This is a genomic window from Brevundimonas vancanneytii, from assembly GCF_901421975.1.
GTDB classification, from domain to species: domain Bacteria; phylum Pseudomonadota; class Alphaproteobacteria; order Caulobacterales; family Caulobacteraceae; genus Brevundimonas; species Brevundimonas diminuta.
In genome coordinates this window covers 1,556,148-1,570,970 of sequence record NZ_LR588407.1, presented here as the reverse complement: position 1 = coordinate 1,570,970, position 14,823 = coordinate 1,556,148, and the positions used below count along the sequence as shown (strand labels likewise).

The window sequence follows — 14,823 nt, the reverse complement described above, 5'->3', positions numbered from 1 at the left end:
CGCCGCGCCACCTATCTTAACGGCGGCCGCCGCGCAGGGCGTTGTCCAGCGACCACGGCCCCGGTCCGGCGAAGACCAGATACAGGAAGACGAAGCAGTAGAGGGCCGCCAACTCCCCGCCGTTGTTGATGGGGTAGGGGCTCTGCGGCGCGTGGACCATCCAATAGGCCGCGGCGGTGAAGCCCGACAGGATGAAGGCGGTCGGGCGGCTGAACAGGCCCAGCACCAGCAGGACGCCGCCGACCAGTTCGATCGGCCCGGACCAGCCCGCCAGCGTCGACAGGTCGACCACGCCGCCGCGCCCGCCTGGCGGGAAGCCCAGGATCTTCTGCGCGCCGTGCTGGAGCAGCAGCAGGCCGGAGACAATTCTCAGAATGCTGAGAAAATGCGGCTCCCAATTGGCCTGGGATGTCGAACGTCGGGCCATGAAGTCTCCTCGGCCGTAGCGCCCCGCAAGCGGGACCGGACAGCCGAGGTTATGACACTGGCGCCGAACGGCAAGCGCCTTGTCACGCGCGCTTCAGTTCATCCTCAACCATCTTCTGGATGGTCACATAATCGGTCTTGCCGGTGCCCAGGACCGGGATGGTGTCGACCTTGATGATCTTCTTCGGCACGGCCAGCTCGGGCGCGCCGTTGTCGCGGGCCCATTCCGTCAGACGGGCGCTTTCGGCGCCTGCGACGTCTGTAACCAACACCAGGCGTTCGCCCTTCTTGCTGTCGGGCACGGCGACCACGGCGTGGTGGCCGGTCGGCCAGACGCCGCCGGCCATGCCCTCGACTGCTGTCAGGGACACCATCTCGCCGCCGATCTTGGCGAAGCGTTTCACCCGACCCAAGATGGTGATGTAGCCCTCGGCGTCGATGTCGACGATGTCGCCGGTGTCGTGCCAGCCGTCGGCCAGCGGCTCCAGATTGTCGGGGTCGTTCGGCGAGATGTAGCCTTCCATCACGTTCGGCCCGCGCAGGTAAAGGCGACCGCCGACCTCGATGCCCTCCACCGGTTCGATCCGGTATTCCATGCCCGGCAGAATCTGGCCCACCGTGCCCGGCCGATTGCGGTCAGGATGGTTCACCGCCACCACAGGCGCCGCCTCGGTGGCGCCGTAACCTTCCAGCAGTTCGACGCCGCCGAACTTGGTGTTGAACATCTGGCGCGTTTCGTCGCGGACCTTTTCCGCACCCGCCACGGCGAACTGCAGGGTGGCGAAGTCGCCGGGTTCAGCCACGCGGGCGTATTGGTTCAGGAAGGTGTCGGTCGCGAACAGGATCGACGCCTTCACCTGGGGCAGCAGGTCGGTGATCTGCTTGGCGTGCAGCGGCGAGGGATATTCAAACGCCTTCAGCCCCTGCAGCAGCGGCAGGATGACCCCGCCCGTCAGGCCGAAACAGTGGAAGGTCGGCAGCGGGTTGAACATGACCCAGTCAGGGTCCAGCTCGATGTGGGCGGCCACCTGGCGGGCATTGGCGACCAGGTTCTTCTGGCTCAGCACCACGCCCTTGGGCGCGCCGAAGCTGCCTGAGGTGAACAGGACCACGCCCGCCGAATCCGGGTCGGTCTTCACGCGGAACCGCTTGGGCGCCATGCCGGCGCTGAGGCCGAACAACTTGTCGGCCAGGCCGATGGTCTTGCGGATGTCGTCCAGCCAGACGATCTCGGAAACCTCGCCCAGGGCCTCCATCAGGTCGTCCAGCTTGGCCTGGGTGACGAAGCGCTTGGCCGACAGGATCTTCTTCACGCCCGCCGTTTTCAGCGCCGCCGTCAGATTGGCCTCGCCCGAGGTGAAGTTCAGCATGACCGGCACGCGCCCGAAGGCGTGCAGGGCGAAAAAGGTCACGACCACGCCCGCGCTGGACGGCAGCAGCACGCCGACGCGTTCGCCCGGCTGAGTCAGTTTGGCGATCTTGCGGCCCAGCACGAAGGCGGCGCGGATCAGGCCGGTATAGGTCAGGGGGTGGCGATCCTGGTCCTCCAGAATCTCCTTGTCGCCGTAGCGGGCGCGCGCATCGACCAGCGCGTCGAACAGAGTCTCGTCGTAGACCTTTTGGTCCAGGGCTGCCCGCAGCAAGCACGTCCTCCTTCGGAGAGCTCTGAGGGGGCTCTCTCGGTTACAAGAGGCCGGAACCTAGTGACGTAAGGTCGCCTTGAAAAGATGCGTAACGTCGCGTGATGGCGTTCTGTTCTCGGACTGAAACCGTCTGTGCCTTGCCTTTGTACATCGGAAGGCCGACATAGCCTCAAGAATTGGGCCGCCTTCATAAACAGGAGCCAGACCGCCGGCGATGGTCACGCTGATCGACACCCTGCAGAAGAAGCCGTCCGAGCTTCGTCACCCGGAAAAGCAGAACCGCCCGGAATCGGCGGTGCTGAAGAAGCCTGACTGGCTGCGCGTGAAGGCGCCCGGCTCGGGCCAGTACAACGCGACCAAGGACATCGTGCGCTCCAAGGGGCTGCACACCGTCTGTGAAGAGGCCGCCTGCCCGAACATCGGCGAGTGCTGGAGCCAGAAGCACGCCACCCTGATGATCATGGGCGACACCTGCACGCGGGCCTGCGCCTTCTGCAACGTGAAGACCGGCTTGCCGCAGCCGCTGGACCCGGAAGAGCCGGCCAAGGTCGGTCTGGCCGTGGCCCAGATGGAGCTGAACCACGTCGTCATCACCTCGGTGGACCGCGACGATGTGTCCGACGGCGGCGCCGCCCACTTCGCCGAAGTGGTGCGCCAGATCCGTATTCAGGCGCCCAAGACCACGATCGAAATCCTGACGCCCGACTTCCTGCGCAAGGACGGCGCGGCCGAGGTGATGATCGACGCGACGCCCGACGTCTTCAATCACAACCTCGAGACGGTTCCGCGCCTCTATCTGAAGATCCGCCCCGGCGCCCGCTATTTCCACTCCCTGCGCCTGCTGCAGATGGTCAAGGAGCGCGACCCCAACCAGTTCACCAAGTCCGGCATCATGGTCGGCCTGGGCGAGACCAAGGAAGAGGTCATGCAGGTGATGGACGACATGCGCTCCGCCGGCGTCGACTTCATCACCATCGGCCAGTACCTGCAGCCGACGCGCAAGCACGCGGCCATCGACCGCTTCGTCACGCCCGAAGAGTTCAAGGCCTATGAGGCGATCGCGCGGGCCAAGGGCTTCCTGATGGTGTCGTCCTCGCCGTTGACGCGCTCGTCGCACCACGCGGGCGACGACTTCGCCCGGCTGCGGGCGGCGCGCGAGGCCCAGTTGTCGTCCCGGAACGGCCGCTGATCCTTTGGCCGTCCATCGCGTAACGCGCATCCTGCCCTATGCGCCGAAACAACTCGCTGCGCTGGTGGCGGACGTGCGCGCCTATCCCGACTTCGTGCCGTGGATCACGTCCATGCGCGTCTGGAACGTGCGGGACGAGGCCCCGGGCGTTCACTTGCTGGACGCCGAGGCGGGGGTCGGCTTCGCCTTCCTGACCGAGAAGTTCTCGACATGGGTGCGTCACGACGTTCATGCGCCCAAGGTCGAGGTCGGCCTGATCCGCGGTCCGTTCAAGCATCTGAAGAACCGCTGGGAGTTCCATCCGCACCCGCAGGGAACGCGCCTGGAATTCTCCATCGACTTCGCCTTCAAGTCGCGCATGCTGGACATGATGCTTCAGGCGAACTTCGACCGGGCGGTCGACAAGCTGATCCAGTGTTTCGAGAGCCGAGCCAAGGCTCTCTACGGTAAGAGGTAGGACCATGGGCGCGCCTTTCGACTTCGATGCGACGGTCGTGGGCGCGGGGGCTGTGGGGCTGGCTTGCGGCCGGGCGCTGTCGCGACGCGGCCTGACGGTGCTGGTGCTGGAGAAGGAGCCGCACATCGGCCAGGGGGTCTCCTCGCGCAATTCCGAGGTGATCCACGGCGGGCTCTACTATCCGACCGGCTCCCTGAAGGCGAAGCTCTGCGTCGGGGGAAGGCGCGCCCTCTATGACTTCCTGGAAAGCCGCAAGGTCGATCATTGGAAATGCGGCAAGCTGGTCGTGGCGACCGAGGAAGCCGAGGTCGAACGCATCGAGGCCATCTTCCAGCAGGCGACGACCAACGGCGTCGAGCGCCTCGAGCACCTGACCGGCGCCCAGGCGCGGACGCTGGAGCCGGAGTTGAACGCTCACGCCGCCATTCTGTCGCCCGAGAGCGGGGTGTTCGACAGTCACGGCTATATGCTGGCCCTGCAGGGCGAGATCGAGGATGCGGGCGGCGCGGTCGTCATCTCGGCGCCGTTCGAAGGGGCCGAAAGCCTGCCGGGCGGAGGATTCTCCATCCGCGTGGGCGGGGAGGGTGCAATGACCGTGACCAGCCGCCTTCTGGTCACGGCGCCTGGCCTGTCGGCTCAGGAGGTCGCCGCGCGAATCGAGGGCTATCCGACGACGGATATTCCAGCGCGCCATCTGGGCAAGGGAATCTACTTCCGCCTGACGGGCGCGGCGCCGTTCAACCGTCTGATCTATCCGCCGCCGATTCCCGGCGCGCTGGGCACCCATTACCGCAAGGATCTGGGCGGGCAGGGCGTGTTCGGCCCCGATCTGGCCTATGTCGAGACCGAGGACTATTCTGTCGATCCAGCCAAGGTGGAAGAGTTCGCCCGCTATATCCGCCGTTTCTGGCCTGGCGTGGCGGTCGAGCGGCTGAGCCCTGACTACGCGGGCATCCGGCCCAAGCTGCACGGGCCGGGCGAGCCGCAGCCGGACTTCCAGCTTCATGGCGTGGCGAATCACGGAATGGAGGGACTGATGGCGCTGTTCGGCATCGAAAGTCCCGGCCTAACGAGTTCGCTGGCTATCGGCGAGGCCGTGGCGCAAAGCCTGACGGTCGGGGTTTGACGCCTGTTCCGTCAGTCTGCGTTGAGACCCTTGAAATCGGTTGCGTCTTCATGCATAAGCCCGCCCTCGCGTGGCGGCTCTTATCGGGGGGCCGCCGCTGTTGTTTTCGCGTCTTCACCGGCGCACCGACTTAGAGATTGAGACGGACATGGCCGTTCCGAAGCGCAAAGTATCCCCCTCGCGTCGCAACATGCGTCGTGCTCATGACGCCCTGGGCGCCAACACCTATGTCGAAGACAAGGACACCGGCGAACTGCGTCGTCCGCACCATATCGACCTGAAGACCGGCATGTACAAAGGCCGTCAGGTTCTGACCCAGCAGGAAGACTAAGTCTTCCTCTGGCGATCCGGCTTCGGTCGGGCGCAAAAATTCAGCGGCGCGCGAGTTTCTCGCGCGCCGTTTTCGCATATGCCGCCCCAGCTTCGCCTGTGGCGATTCTAGTGGGTCTGGTCTAAACCGACCCCACCTTTTCCAACTCAGTCAGAGCGCAGAGTTTCATGACCGATATCGTCGACATCGTCGCCCGCCAGATTCTCGACAGCCGGGGCAATCCGACGGTCGAAGTGGACGTGATCCTGGAAGACGGCAGCTTCGGCCGCGCGGCGGTGCCGTCGGGCGCCTCGACCGGCGCGCACGAAGCCGTCGAACTGCGTGACGGCGACAAGGACATGTGGGGCGGCAAGGGCGTCGAGAAGGCAGTCGACGCCGTCAACGGCGAAATCTTCGACGCCCTGTCCGGCATGGACGCCGAGGATCAGCGCCGCATCGACGAGGCCCTGATCGAACTGGACGGCACCGAGAACAAGTCGCGCCTGGGCGCCAACGCCATGCTGGGCGTCTCGCTGGCCGTGGCCAAGGCCAGCGCCATCTCGGCCGGTCTGCCGCTACACCGCTACATTGGCGGCGTCTCGGCCCGCATTCTGCCCACGCCGATGATGAACATCATCAACGGCGGCGCCCACGCCGACAACCCGATCGACATCCAGGAATTCATGATCATGCCGACGGGCGCCGAGAACTTCTCGGAAGCCCTGCGCATGGGCGCCGAGATCTTCCACGCCCTGAAGAAGGCGTTGAAGGACGCCGGTCACAACACCAACGTCGGCGACGAGGGCGGCTTCGCCCCGAATCTGGCCTCGGCTGACGAAGCCCTGACCTTCATCACCAAGGCGGGCCAGGCGGCCGGCTATCTGGCGGGCGAGGACTTCCACCTGGCGCTGGACGTCGCCTCGACCGAATTCTTCAAGAACGGCAAATATGAGCTGACCGGCGAGGGCAAGTCCTTCGACGCCGAGGGCATGGTCAACTACCTGGCCGATCTGGTCGAACGCTTCCCGATCGTCTCGATCGAGGACGGCTGCGCAGAGGACGACTTCGACGGCTGGAAGCTGCTGACGGACCGTCTGGGCGATCGCGTGCAACTGGTCGGCGACGACCTGTTCGTGACCAACCCGCGCCGTCTGGCCGCAGGCATCGGCGAAGGTCTGGCCAACTCCATTCTGATCAAGGTCAACCAGATCGGCACCCTGTCCGAGACCCTGGACGCCGTCGATATGGCGCACCGCGCGGGCTACACCGCCGTGATGTCGCACCGTTCGGGCGAGACCGAAGATTCGACCATCGCCGACCTGGCCGTGGCGACCAACTGCGGTCAAATCAAGACCGGCTCGCTGGCTCGTTCGGACCGCACGGCCAAGTACAACCAGCTGCTGCGCATCGAAGAGATGCTGGGCGATCAGGCCGCCTATTTCGGCGACGGCATGCTGCTGAAATAAGCCGCATCACGAAGATGTGCTGGACGCCGCCTCCGAACCTCGGGGGCGGCGTTCGCAATTACGGCCAAGCTACGGTTCGTTAGGCATTTTCGGTCACTGATAGGTCACCGTGTTTATGCGCGCTCAGAAGGAGCGTCCGCCGTGCCCGAGCAGATGAAGCCCTATTTGCCGACCGTCCTGCTGTTGCTGCTGATCGCCTATCTGGGCGTACAGGCCCTGACGGGTGAACGCGGCCTGCTAAGCGGCGGTGAACGCGACGCTTTGCTGGCGCAGCGCCAGACCCAGCTGATGCGCCTGGCCGAGCAGCGTCAGGATCTGGAAGTCCGCGTTCGCTATCTGCGCACCGAGAGCCTGTCGAAGGATCTGCTGGAAGAACGGGCGAGGGCGGTGATCGGCTTCGCCGACCCGCGTGACTATGTGGTCCGCCTGAACGGCCCGGCCGGCCACAACCCTGACGCGACGCGCGCCTCCTGAACTATTGTTACAGCCCGGTCGGCTGCTTTGCGTTTCGGGAACGAAGGCTGCTAAAGCCCCTTTCCGTAACGATAAGAGTCCCTGATACAGGGGTGTAAGCCGGGAGATGCCGGATGGCGAAAGCCGCCGCTCAGAAAAACTCGCCCAGCGCGGGCGACAAGATTCCGAACACGCCTCAGGCTTCCAAGGAAGACCTGCTGCGTTTCTATCGCGAGATGGTCCTCATCCGCCGCTTTGAAGAGCGTGCGGGCCAGCTGTACGGCATGGGCCTGATCGGGGGCTTCTGCCACCTGTACATCGGTCAGGAAGCCGTGGCCGTCGGCGTTCAGGAGAGCGTCAAGCAGGGCTACGACAAGATCATCACGGGCTATCGCGATCACGGCCATATGCTGGTCGCGGGCATGGACCCGAAGGAAGTCATGGCCGAGCTGACGGGCCGCATCGGCGGATCGTCCAAGGGCAAGGGCGGGTCGATGCACATGTTCGACGTGCCAACCGGCTTCTACGGCGGTCACGGCATCGTCGGCGCCCAGGTGGCGCTGGGCACGGGCCTGGCCTTCGCGGGCAAGTACCGTGGCGATGACTCGGTCAGCTTCGTCTATTTCGGCGACGGCGCCTCGAACCAGGGGCAGGTCTACGAGAGCTTCAACATGGCCCAGCTGTGGAAGCTGCCGGCCATCTACATCATCGAGAACAACCAGTACGCCATGGGCACGAGCATCGAACGCTCGTCGTCCACGACCGAACTGTATCAGCGCGGCGCCAGCTTCGGCATCCCGGGCGAACAGGTCGACGGCATGGACGTCCTGGCCGTGCGTGACGCCGCCGCCCGCGCCGTGGCCCGCGCCCGCGCCGGTGAAGGCCCCTATATTCTGGAAGTGAAGACCTACCGTTATCGCGGCCACTCCATGTCCGACCCGGCCAAATACCGGACAAAGGAAGAGGTGGACGAGGTCAAGAAGACCCGCGACCCGATCGACCACCTGAAGATGCTGCTCGCCGCCGCCAAGGCGACCGAGGACGAGTTGAAGGCGATCGACAACGAAGTGAAGGCCATCGTGGCTGAAGCTGTTCAGTTCGCTCAAGAGAGCCCTGAGCCGGATGCGTCCGAGCTCTACACCGACGTCTACGTGGAGGCCTGATACGTGACGGACATTCTGATGCCGGCGCTGTCCCCCACGATGGAAGAGGGCACGCTGACCAAGTGGCACATCAAGACGGGCGACGTCGTGTCGGCCGGCCAGGTGATCGCCGAGATCGAGACCGACAAGGCGACGATGGAAGTCGAAGCCGTCGATGAAGGCGAAGTGCTGGAAATCCTGGTGCCGGAAGGCGCCGAGAACGTGAAGGTCAACACGCCGATCGCCCGTCTGGCGGGCGAAGACGGCGCTGTAGCGCCGGCCGCCAAGGTTGAAGAGGCCCCGAAAGCCGAAGCGAAGACCGAAGGCGCGCCTGCGGATGCTCCGGTGAAGCCCAAGGTCGAACTTCGTGATCCTGAGATTCCGGCCGACGCCAAGCTGGTCAAGACCACCATCCGCGACGCCCTGCGCGACGCCATGGCCGAGGAAATGCGCCGCGACGAGGCTGTCTTCCTGATGGGCGAGGAAGTCGCCCAGTATCAGGGCGCCTATAAGGTCAGCCGCGACCTGCTGCAGGAATTCGGCGACCGTCGCGTGGTCGACACCCCGATCACCGAGCACGGCTTCGCCGGCCTGGGCGTCGGCGCCGCCATGGCGGGCCTGAAACCCATCGTCGAGTTCATGACGTGGAACTTCGGCATGCAGGCCATCGACCACGTGATCAACTCGGCGGCCAAGACCCTGTACATGTCGGGCGGCCAGATTCGTTGCCCGATCGTGTTCCGCGGCCCGAACGGCGCCGCCCGCCCGCGTGGCGGCCCAGCACAGCCAGGACTATTCGGCCTGGTACGCTCAGGTTCCGGGCCTGAAGGTCATCGCCCCCTATGACGCCGCCGATGCGAAGGGCCTGCTGAAGGCCGCCATCCGCGATCCGAACCCGATCGTCTTCCTCGAGCATGAGATGATGTACGGCCTCGAGTTCGACGTGCCGGACGTCGAGGACTATGTGGTGCCGATCGGCAAGGCCAAGGTTCGTCGCGAAGGCACGGACGTCACCATCACGGCGCACAGCCGTATGGTCGGCTTCGCCCTTCAGGCCGCTGAAAAGCTGGCCGAAGAAGGGGTCTCGGTCGAGGTCGTCGACCTGCGCACCCTGCGTCCGCTGGATCACGAAAACCATTGTCGAAAGCGTCAAGAAGACCAACCGTCTGGTCTCGGCCGAAGAGGGCTGGGGTCCGATGGGGCGTCGGCGCCGAAGTGGTGGCGGCGCGTGATCGAACACGCCTTCGACTATCTGGACGCTCCGCCGCTGCGCGTGCACCAGGAAGACGTGCCGTTGCCCTACGCCGCCAATCTGGAAGCCCTATCCCTGCCGGGCGTCGACAAGATCGTCGCCGCCGTGAAGAAGGTGATGGGCATGACCGATATCCTGATGCCCGCCCTGTCTCCGACGATGGAAGAGGGCGTCCTGGCCAAATGGCACGTCAAGGTCGGCGACACCGTCGCGGCGGGCGACGTCATCGCCGAGATCGAGACCGACAAGGCGACGATGGAAGTCGAAGCCGTCGATGAGGGCGAAGTGCTGGAGATTCTGGTGCCGGAAGGCGCCGAGGGCGTGAAGGTCAACACGCCGATCGCCCGCCTGTCCGGCGACGCCGTGGCGCCTGCGCCCAAGAAGACCGAAGCTCCGGTCGAAGCGCCCAAGGCTGAGGCTCCAAAGGCTGAAGCCGCGCCCGCTCCGGCCGCGCCGAAGTCGGACGACGGCGGCCGAATCTTCGCCTCGCCGCTGGCGCGCCGTCTGGCCGCCCAGGCCGGTCTGGATCTGAAGACCGTCAAGGGCACCGGCCCGCACGGCCGCATCGTCAAGCGCGACGTGGAGGCCGCAGGCAAGGGCGGCGCTCAACCGGCCGCCGCCGCGACGGACGGCTGCATCCGCCGCAGAGCCGCGCAAGGCCCTGTCGCTGGCGCAGATGGGCATTCCGGACGGCAGCTACGACCTGATTCCACTGGACGGCATGAAGAAGGCCGTCGCCCGCCGCATGGTTGACAGCGTGCAGAACGTGCCGCACTTCCCGCTGTTCATCGACTGCGAGATCGACCAGCTGATGGCCGTTCGCGCCAAGGTGAACAAGATGCTGGAGCCGCCAGGGCGTCAAGGTCTCGGTGAACGACTTCGTCATCAAGGCCGCCGCCCTGGCGCTGAAGATGGTGCCGGAGGCGAACGCCTCCTACACCCCCGAAGGCATCGCCATGCACCACAACGCCGACGTCTCCATGGCGGTGGCGATCGACGGCGGCCTGATCACCCCGATCATCCGCAAGGCCGAGACCAAGGGCCTGGCCCAGATCGCGACCGAGTCCAAGGATCTGGCCAAACGTGCGCGCGAGCGCAAGTTGAAGCCGGAAGAGTTCCAGGGCGGGCACCTTCTCCGTGTCCAACCTGGGCATGTTCGGCATCAAGCAGTTCACCTCGATCATCAATGAGCCGCAGGGCTGCATCATGAGCGTGGGCGCCGGCGAACAACGCCCGGTCCGTCAAGGACGGCCAGATCGTGCCGGCCACCGTCATGACCGTGACCCTGACCTGCGATCACCGCGTGGTCGACGGCGCGACGGGCGCCCGCTTCCTGCAGGCGTTCAAGCCGCTGATCGAAGATCCCGTGGCGATGCTGGCGTAAGGGAGGAGGGGGGTCATGACCTCGGTCTATGACTTCTCCGCCCGGGCCATCGACGGCGCGGACGTGTCGCTGGACCGCTTTCGCGGTCAGGCGTTGCTGATCGTCAATACGGCGTCCAAGTGCGGCTTCACTGGTCAGTATGACGGGCTGGAGAAGCTGCACCGCGACTTCGCCGATGCGCCCTTCGAGGTTCTGGGCTTCCCCTGTAACCAGTTCGGCCAGCAGGAGCCGGGGAGGGCGTCGGAAATCGCCGCCTTCTGCGCCAGCAGCTTCGACGTGACCTTTCCCTTGTTCGACAAGATCGAGGTCAACGGGCCGAACCGGCACCCGCTCTATGCCTGGTTGACCAAACAGAAGCGCGGCTTCCTGGGCTCCCAGGCCATCAAGTGGAACTTCACCAAGTTCCTGACCGACCGCGAAGGCCGCGTCATCGCGCGCTATTCGCCCCAGACTGAACCCGAGGCCATCAAGGCCGACATCGAAAAGTTGATCTGATCATGGCCCAAGAATTCGATCTCGTCGTCATCGGCTCGGGCCCCGGCGGTTACGTCGCGGCCATCCGCGCCAGCCAACTGGGCCAGAAGGTCGCCATCGTCGAGCGCGAGAACCTGGGCGGCATCTGCTTGAACTGGGGCTGCATCCCGACCAAGGCCCTGCTGAAGTCGGGCGAGAAGTTCGAGAGCCTGTCGCACCTGAAGGACTACGGCCTGTCCGCCTCGGGCGCGTCGTTCGACTTCGACGCCATCATCCAGCGCTCGCGCGGCGTGGCCAAGCAGTTGAATCAGGGCGTCGGCTTCCTGATGAAGAAGAACAAGATCGAGGTCATCGAAGGTTCGGCCAAGCTCGAGAAAGGCGCCGCCGCCCCGAATGTCGTCGTGGCTCTGAAGGCCGGCGGCTCGCGCACGATCGAAGCCAAGTCTGTCATGCTGGCCGTCGGCGCCCGCGCCCGCGCCCTGCCGCAGATCGGGCTTGAGGCTGACGGCGACAAGATCTGGGCCTATCGCGACGCCTTGGCGCCGAAGAAACTGCCCCAAGACCTTCGTGGTCATCGGCTCGGGCGCCATCGGCATCGAGTTCGCCAGCTTCTACCGCGCCCTCGGCGCCGAGGTGACAGTCGTTGAAGCCGTCGACCGCATCATGCCGGTCGAGGACGAAGAGGTCTCCAAGGCCGCCCAGAAGGGCTTCGAAAAGCGCGGCATCAAGTTCAAGCTCGGCGCCAAGGTGACGAAGGTCTCCAAGGATTCCAAGGGCGTGAAGGTCGATCTTGAAGTCAACGGCAAGGCCGAAAGCCTGGAGGCTGAGGTCTGCATCTCGGCCGTCGGCATCACCGCCAACACCGACGGCATCGGTCTGGAGGCGCTGGGCGTCAAACTGGACCGCGGCCACATCAAGACCGACAGCCATTGCCAGACCAATGTGAAGGGCCTGTACGCCATCGGCGACTGCGCGGGCGCGCCCTGGCTGGCGCACAAGGCCTCGCACGAAGGCATCCACGCCGCCGAGCACATCGCCGGTTACAAGACGCCGAACGTCCATTCGCCAATCGCCGGCTGCACCTACGCCCAGCCGCAGGTCGCCTCGGTCGGGGTGACGGAGCAGGGCGCCAAGGCCGAGGGCCGCGAGGTCAAGATCGGCCGTTTCCCCTTCAAGGTGAACGGCAAGGCCATCGCGGCGGGCGAGACCGACGGCTTCGTCAAGGTCATCTTCGACGCTAAGACCGGCGCCCTGATCGGCGCCCACATGATCGGCGCCGACGTCACCGAGATGATCCAGGGCTACGTCACCGCAATCACCATGGAAGCGACCGAGGAAGACATCCACGGCATCGTCTATCCGCACCCGACCATGTCCGAGGCCATGCACGAGGCCGCGCTCGACGCCTATGGCCGCGTGATCCACATCTAGGGCGGTTGTTAGAAAATCTGAACTGTGGCTAAGAGGATCGCTCCTCCCCACGGTTCGGATTTCCTATGATTGTCGCGCCTGACGTCCTCGGCCTGATCGGCAACACGCCCCTGGTGCGCCTCAAGCGCGCCTCTGAGGCGACCGGCTGCGAAATCCTGGGCAAGGCCGAGTTTCTGAACGTCGGCGGCTCGATCAAGGATCGCGCCGCGCTCAGCATCATCCGCGCGGCGCGCGCCTCGGGCGCGTTGAAGCCCGGCGGAACGATCGTCGAGGGCACGGCGGGCAACACCGGCATCGGCCTCGCGCTAGTCGGGGCGGCGTTGGGCCATCCGGTCGTCATCGTCATGCCGCGCACCCAGACGGAAGAGAAGAAGCGCGCCGTTCGCCTGCACGGCGCCCGTCTGATCGAGGTGGATCCTGCGCCCTTCGCCAGCCCGAACCATTTCGTCCATTTCTCGCGTCGTCTGGCCGAGGAACTGAACGACAGCGAGACGAACGGCGCCTTCTACGCCGATCAGTTCGACAATCTGGCCAACCGTCAGACCCACTATGAAGCCACCGGGCCCGAAATCTGGAAGCAGACCGACGGCCGCGTCGACGGCTTCATCTGCGCCGTGGGTTCGGGCGGGACATTGACCGGAACCACGACCTATCTGCGCGAACAGAACCCGGCGCTGAAGATCGGTCTCGCCGATGTGCCGGGCGCCTCGCTCTACAGCTGGTTCACCGAGGGCGCGCTGAAAGGCGAGGGCAGTTCGGTTGCCGAGGGCATCGGCGTCAATCGCATCACCGGCAACCTGAACGGCCTGTCGGTCGATCACGCCTATCGGATCGAGGACGCGGAATTCCTGCCCATCCTGTTCGACCTGGTGCGAGAGGAGGGGCTGTCCCTCGGTCCGTCCAGCGGGGTCAACATCGCCGGCGCCATCCGCATGGCGCGTGATCTTGGGCCCGGCCATACCATCGTGACCGTGCTGTGCGATGCGGGCCAACGCTACGCCAGCAAGATCTACGACCAAGCCTTCCTGAACGCGCGCGGCTTGCCGACGCCTGACTGGATCGGTCGATGACCCGCCGCAAAGAGATCGCCGTCGAAAGTCGGATTCCGCCGCTCAACGCCCTGAAGGCGTTCGAGGCCGCCGCACGTCGCCTGAACATCACACGCGCCGCCGAAGAACTGTCGGTCACGCCAGGCGCCATCAGCCAGCAGATCCGAATCCTAGAGGAACACGCCGGCGCGCCGCTGTTCCACCGCGAAGGCCGTCAGATCGCCCTGACCGAGCTGGGCGCTGAACTCTATCCCTTGCTGCGTGACGGTTTCGACTATCTGAAACGGGCAGGGGATCTGCTGTATCGCCCCGATCGCCGTCACGCTCTGGCGGTCAGCGTGCCGCCGTCCTTCGCCTCAAAATGGCTGGCGCCGCGCATCGCCCGTTTCACAGCCGCGCACCCTGAGATCGAGGTGTGGATGTCCGCCGACATGCGCCTGGCCGACGTCAGCGGCGGCCGGGTCGATGTGGCCGTTCGTTATGGTCGGGGCGACTATTCCGGGGTGCGATCCGAAAAGCTGCTTGACGCCGACGTAACCCCGGTTTGCGCTCCGTCGTTAACCATGGGCGGGAACGCCTTACGCCGTCCGGCGGACTTGGCGCATCATGCCTTGATCCACCTGCGTCCCAGCGAGCTGGAGGAACCGCGTCCTGACTGGGCGGCCTGGTTCAAGGCCCGTGGACTGACGAGCATCGACGCCCAGTCAGGGCCGCGCTTTGATCAGACCGCCTTGGCCATTGAGGCCGCCGCACACGGACAGGGCGTGGCCTTGGCGCCGTTTGCTTTTGTGGCCGGGGATCTGGCGTCCGGTCGCCTGGTGGCGCCTTTCGCCGACGGCGCGCTGAGCACGGCGCTGGCTTATTACGTTCTGATCAAGCGCAGCGGCGCGTCAACGCCCGCCAGAGCCTTCGCCGCCTGGCTCAAGGAAGAGGCGAAAGCCGCCGCAGACGCGAGCGTCGATGATCTGTGAGGCGATGTTCGATTTATCGCCTAAGATATATTATGCGAAAAGTGCTATTG

At 65.2% G+C, this 14,823-nt stretch carries 13 protein-coding genes and 3 pseudogenes; 14 read left to right on the top strand and 2 right to left on the bottom strand.

Annotation, left to right across the window (positions count from 1 at the left end):
- Positions 1-16 precede the first annotated feature (16 nt).
- Entirely contained in the window at positions 17-427 is a 411-nt protein-coding gene (locus FGL25_RS07765) for a DoxX family protein (protein ID WP_138141374.1), read from the bottom strand.
- Between the two features lie 82 nt (positions 428-509).
- Positions 510-2,066: an AMP-binding protein gene (locus FGL25_RS07760; RefSeq protein WP_376745230.1), complete on the bottom strand. Its 1,557-nt coding sequence runs from the start codon at positions 2,064-2,066 to the stop codon at positions 510-512.
- Between the two features lie 217 nt (positions 2,067-2,283).
- Between FGL25_RS07760 and lipA the strand changes: the two genes are divergently transcribed.
- The 14 genes and pseudogenes from lipA to gcvA all read left to right on the top strand — a co-directional run bounded on the left by lipA (position 2,284) and on the right by gcvA (position 14,773).
- A complete protein-coding gene (gene lipA / locus FGL25_RS07755) occupies positions 2,284-3,258 on the top strand; it encodes a lipoyl synthase (RefSeq protein ID WP_003164870.1) in 975 nt (324 codons plus the stop codon).
- 4 nt (positions 3,259-3,262) lie between these two features.
- Positions 3,263-3,715: a type II toxin-antitoxin system RatA family toxin gene (locus FGL25_RS07750; protein WP_138141373.1), complete on the top strand. Its 453-nt coding sequence runs from the start codon at positions 3,263-3,265 to the stop codon at positions 3,713-3,715.
- Between the two features lie 4 nt (positions 3,716-3,719).
- Entirely contained in the window at positions 3,720-4,841 is a 1,122-nt protein-coding gene (locus tag FGL25_RS07745) for an NAD(P)/FAD-dependent oxidoreductase (RefSeq protein ID WP_138141372.1), read from the top strand.
- Between the two features lie 148 nt (positions 4,842-4,989).
- Positions 4,990-5,172, top strand: coding sequence for a 50S ribosomal protein L32 (gene rpmF, locus FGL25_RS07740; RefSeq protein WP_040345353.1), 183 nt, complete (start codon positions 4,990-4,992; stop codon positions 5,170-5,172).
- A 167-nt stretch (positions 5,173-5,339) separates the two neighbouring features.
- A complete protein-coding gene (gene eno, locus FGL25_RS07735) occupies positions 5,340-6,617 on the top strand; it encodes a phosphopyruvate hydratase (RefSeq protein ID WP_003164875.1) in 1,278 nt (425 codons plus the stop codon).
- Between the two features lie 153 nt (positions 6,618-6,770).
- On the top strand, positions 6,771-7,091 hold the full coding sequence (locus tag FGL25_RS07730) for an FtsB family cell division protein (RefSeq protein ID WP_076222450.1): 321 nt from the start codon (positions 6,771-6,773) through the stop codon (positions 7,089-7,091).
- A 113-nt stretch (positions 7,092-7,204) separates the two neighbouring features.
- Positions 7,205-8,233 carry a pyruvate dehydrogenase (acetyl-transferring) E1 component subunit alpha gene (pdhA, locus tag FGL25_RS07725; RefSeq protein ID WP_003164877.1) on the top strand — a complete coding sequence of 343 codons (1,029 nt, stop codon included), beginning with the start codon at positions 7,205-7,207 and terminating at the stop codon, positions 8,231-8,233.
- Positions 8,234-8,236: 3 nt separating this feature from the next.
- The gene (locus FGL25_RS17455) at positions 8,237-9,058 is read left to right on the top strand and encodes a biotin/lipoyl-containing protein (protein WP_252970083.1); all 822 of its coding nucleotides are present in this window, start codon (positions 8,237-8,239) and stop codon (positions 9,056-9,058) included.
- Positions 8,982-9,500: pseudogene (locus FGL25_RS17450) on the top strand (transketolase C-terminal domain-containing protein); the annotation flags it as partial. The gene FGL25_RS17455 and the pseudogene FGL25_RS17450, both read left to right, overlap by 77 nt.
- 87 nt (positions 9,501-9,587) lie before the next feature.
- Positions 9,588-10,848 (top strand): annotated as a pseudogene (locus FGL25_RS18115) (pyruvate dehydrogenase complex dihydrolipoamide acetyltransferase).
- Positions 10,849-10,863: 15 nt separating this feature from the next.
- Positions 10,864-11,343: a glutathione peroxidase gene (locus FGL25_RS07710; RefSeq protein ID WP_138141371.1), complete on the top strand. Its 480-nt coding sequence runs from the start codon at positions 10,864-10,866 to the stop codon at positions 11,341-11,343.
- A gap of 2 nt (positions 11,344-11,345) precedes the next feature.
- Positions 11,346-12,753 (top strand): annotated as a pseudogene (gene lpdA, locus FGL25_RS07705) (dihydrolipoyl dehydrogenase).
- Between the two features lie 65 nt (positions 12,754-12,818).
- Positions 12,819-13,823 (top strand): cysteine synthase A, encoded by a 1,005-nt coding sequence (locus FGL25_RS07700; protein WP_138141370.1) that lies wholly within the window; start codon positions 12,819-12,821, stop codon positions 13,821-13,823.
- The gene (gene gcvA / locus FGL25_RS07695) at positions 13,820-14,773 is read left to right on the top strand and encodes a transcriptional regulator GcvA (protein ID WP_076222458.1); all 954 of its coding nucleotides are present in this window, start codon (positions 13,820-13,822) and stop codon (positions 14,771-14,773) included. Before FGL25_RS07700 ends, gcvA begins: the two co-directional genes overlap by 4 nt.
- The last annotated feature ends 50 nt before the right edge of the window (positions 14,774-14,823 follow it).

Coding starts and splice junctions, on each gene's coding strand:
- FGL25_RS07710 (WP_138141371.1), top strand. CDS start 10,864: ATGACCTCGGTCTATGACTTCTCCGCCCGGGCCATCGACGGCGCGGAC.
- gcvA (WP_076222458.1), top strand. CDS start 13,820: ATGACCCGCCGCAAAGAGATCGCCGTCGAAAGTCGGATTCCGCCGCTC.
- FGL25_RS07765 (WP_138141374.1), bottom strand. CDS start 427: ATGGCCCGACGTTCGACATCCCAGGCCAATTGGGAGCCGCATTTTCTC.
- pdhA (WP_003164877.1), top strand. CDS start 7,205: ATGGCGAAAGCCGCCGCTCAGAAAAACTCGCCCAGCGCGGGCGACAAG.
- lipA (WP_003164870.1), top strand. CDS start 2,284: ATGGTCACGCTGATCGACACCCTGCAGAAGAAGCCGTCCGAGCTTCGT.
- FGL25_RS07745 (WP_138141372.1), top strand. CDS start 3,720: ATGGGCGCGCCTTTCGACTTCGATGCGACGGTCGTGGGCGCGGGGGCT.
- FGL25_RS07730 (WP_076222450.1), top strand. CDS start 6,771: ATGAAGCCCTATTTGCCGACCGTCCTGCTGTTGCTGCTGATCGCCTAT.
- rpmF (WP_040345353.1), top strand. CDS start 4,990: ATGGCCGTTCCGAAGCGCAAAGTATCCCCCTCGCGTCGCAACATGCGT.
- FGL25_RS07700 (WP_138141370.1), top strand. CDS start 12,819: ATGATTGTCGCGCCTGACGTCCTCGGCCTGATCGGCAACACGCCCCTG.
- eno (WP_003164875.1), top strand. CDS start 5,340: ATGACCGATATCGTCGACATCGTCGCCCGCCAGATTCTCGACAGCCGG.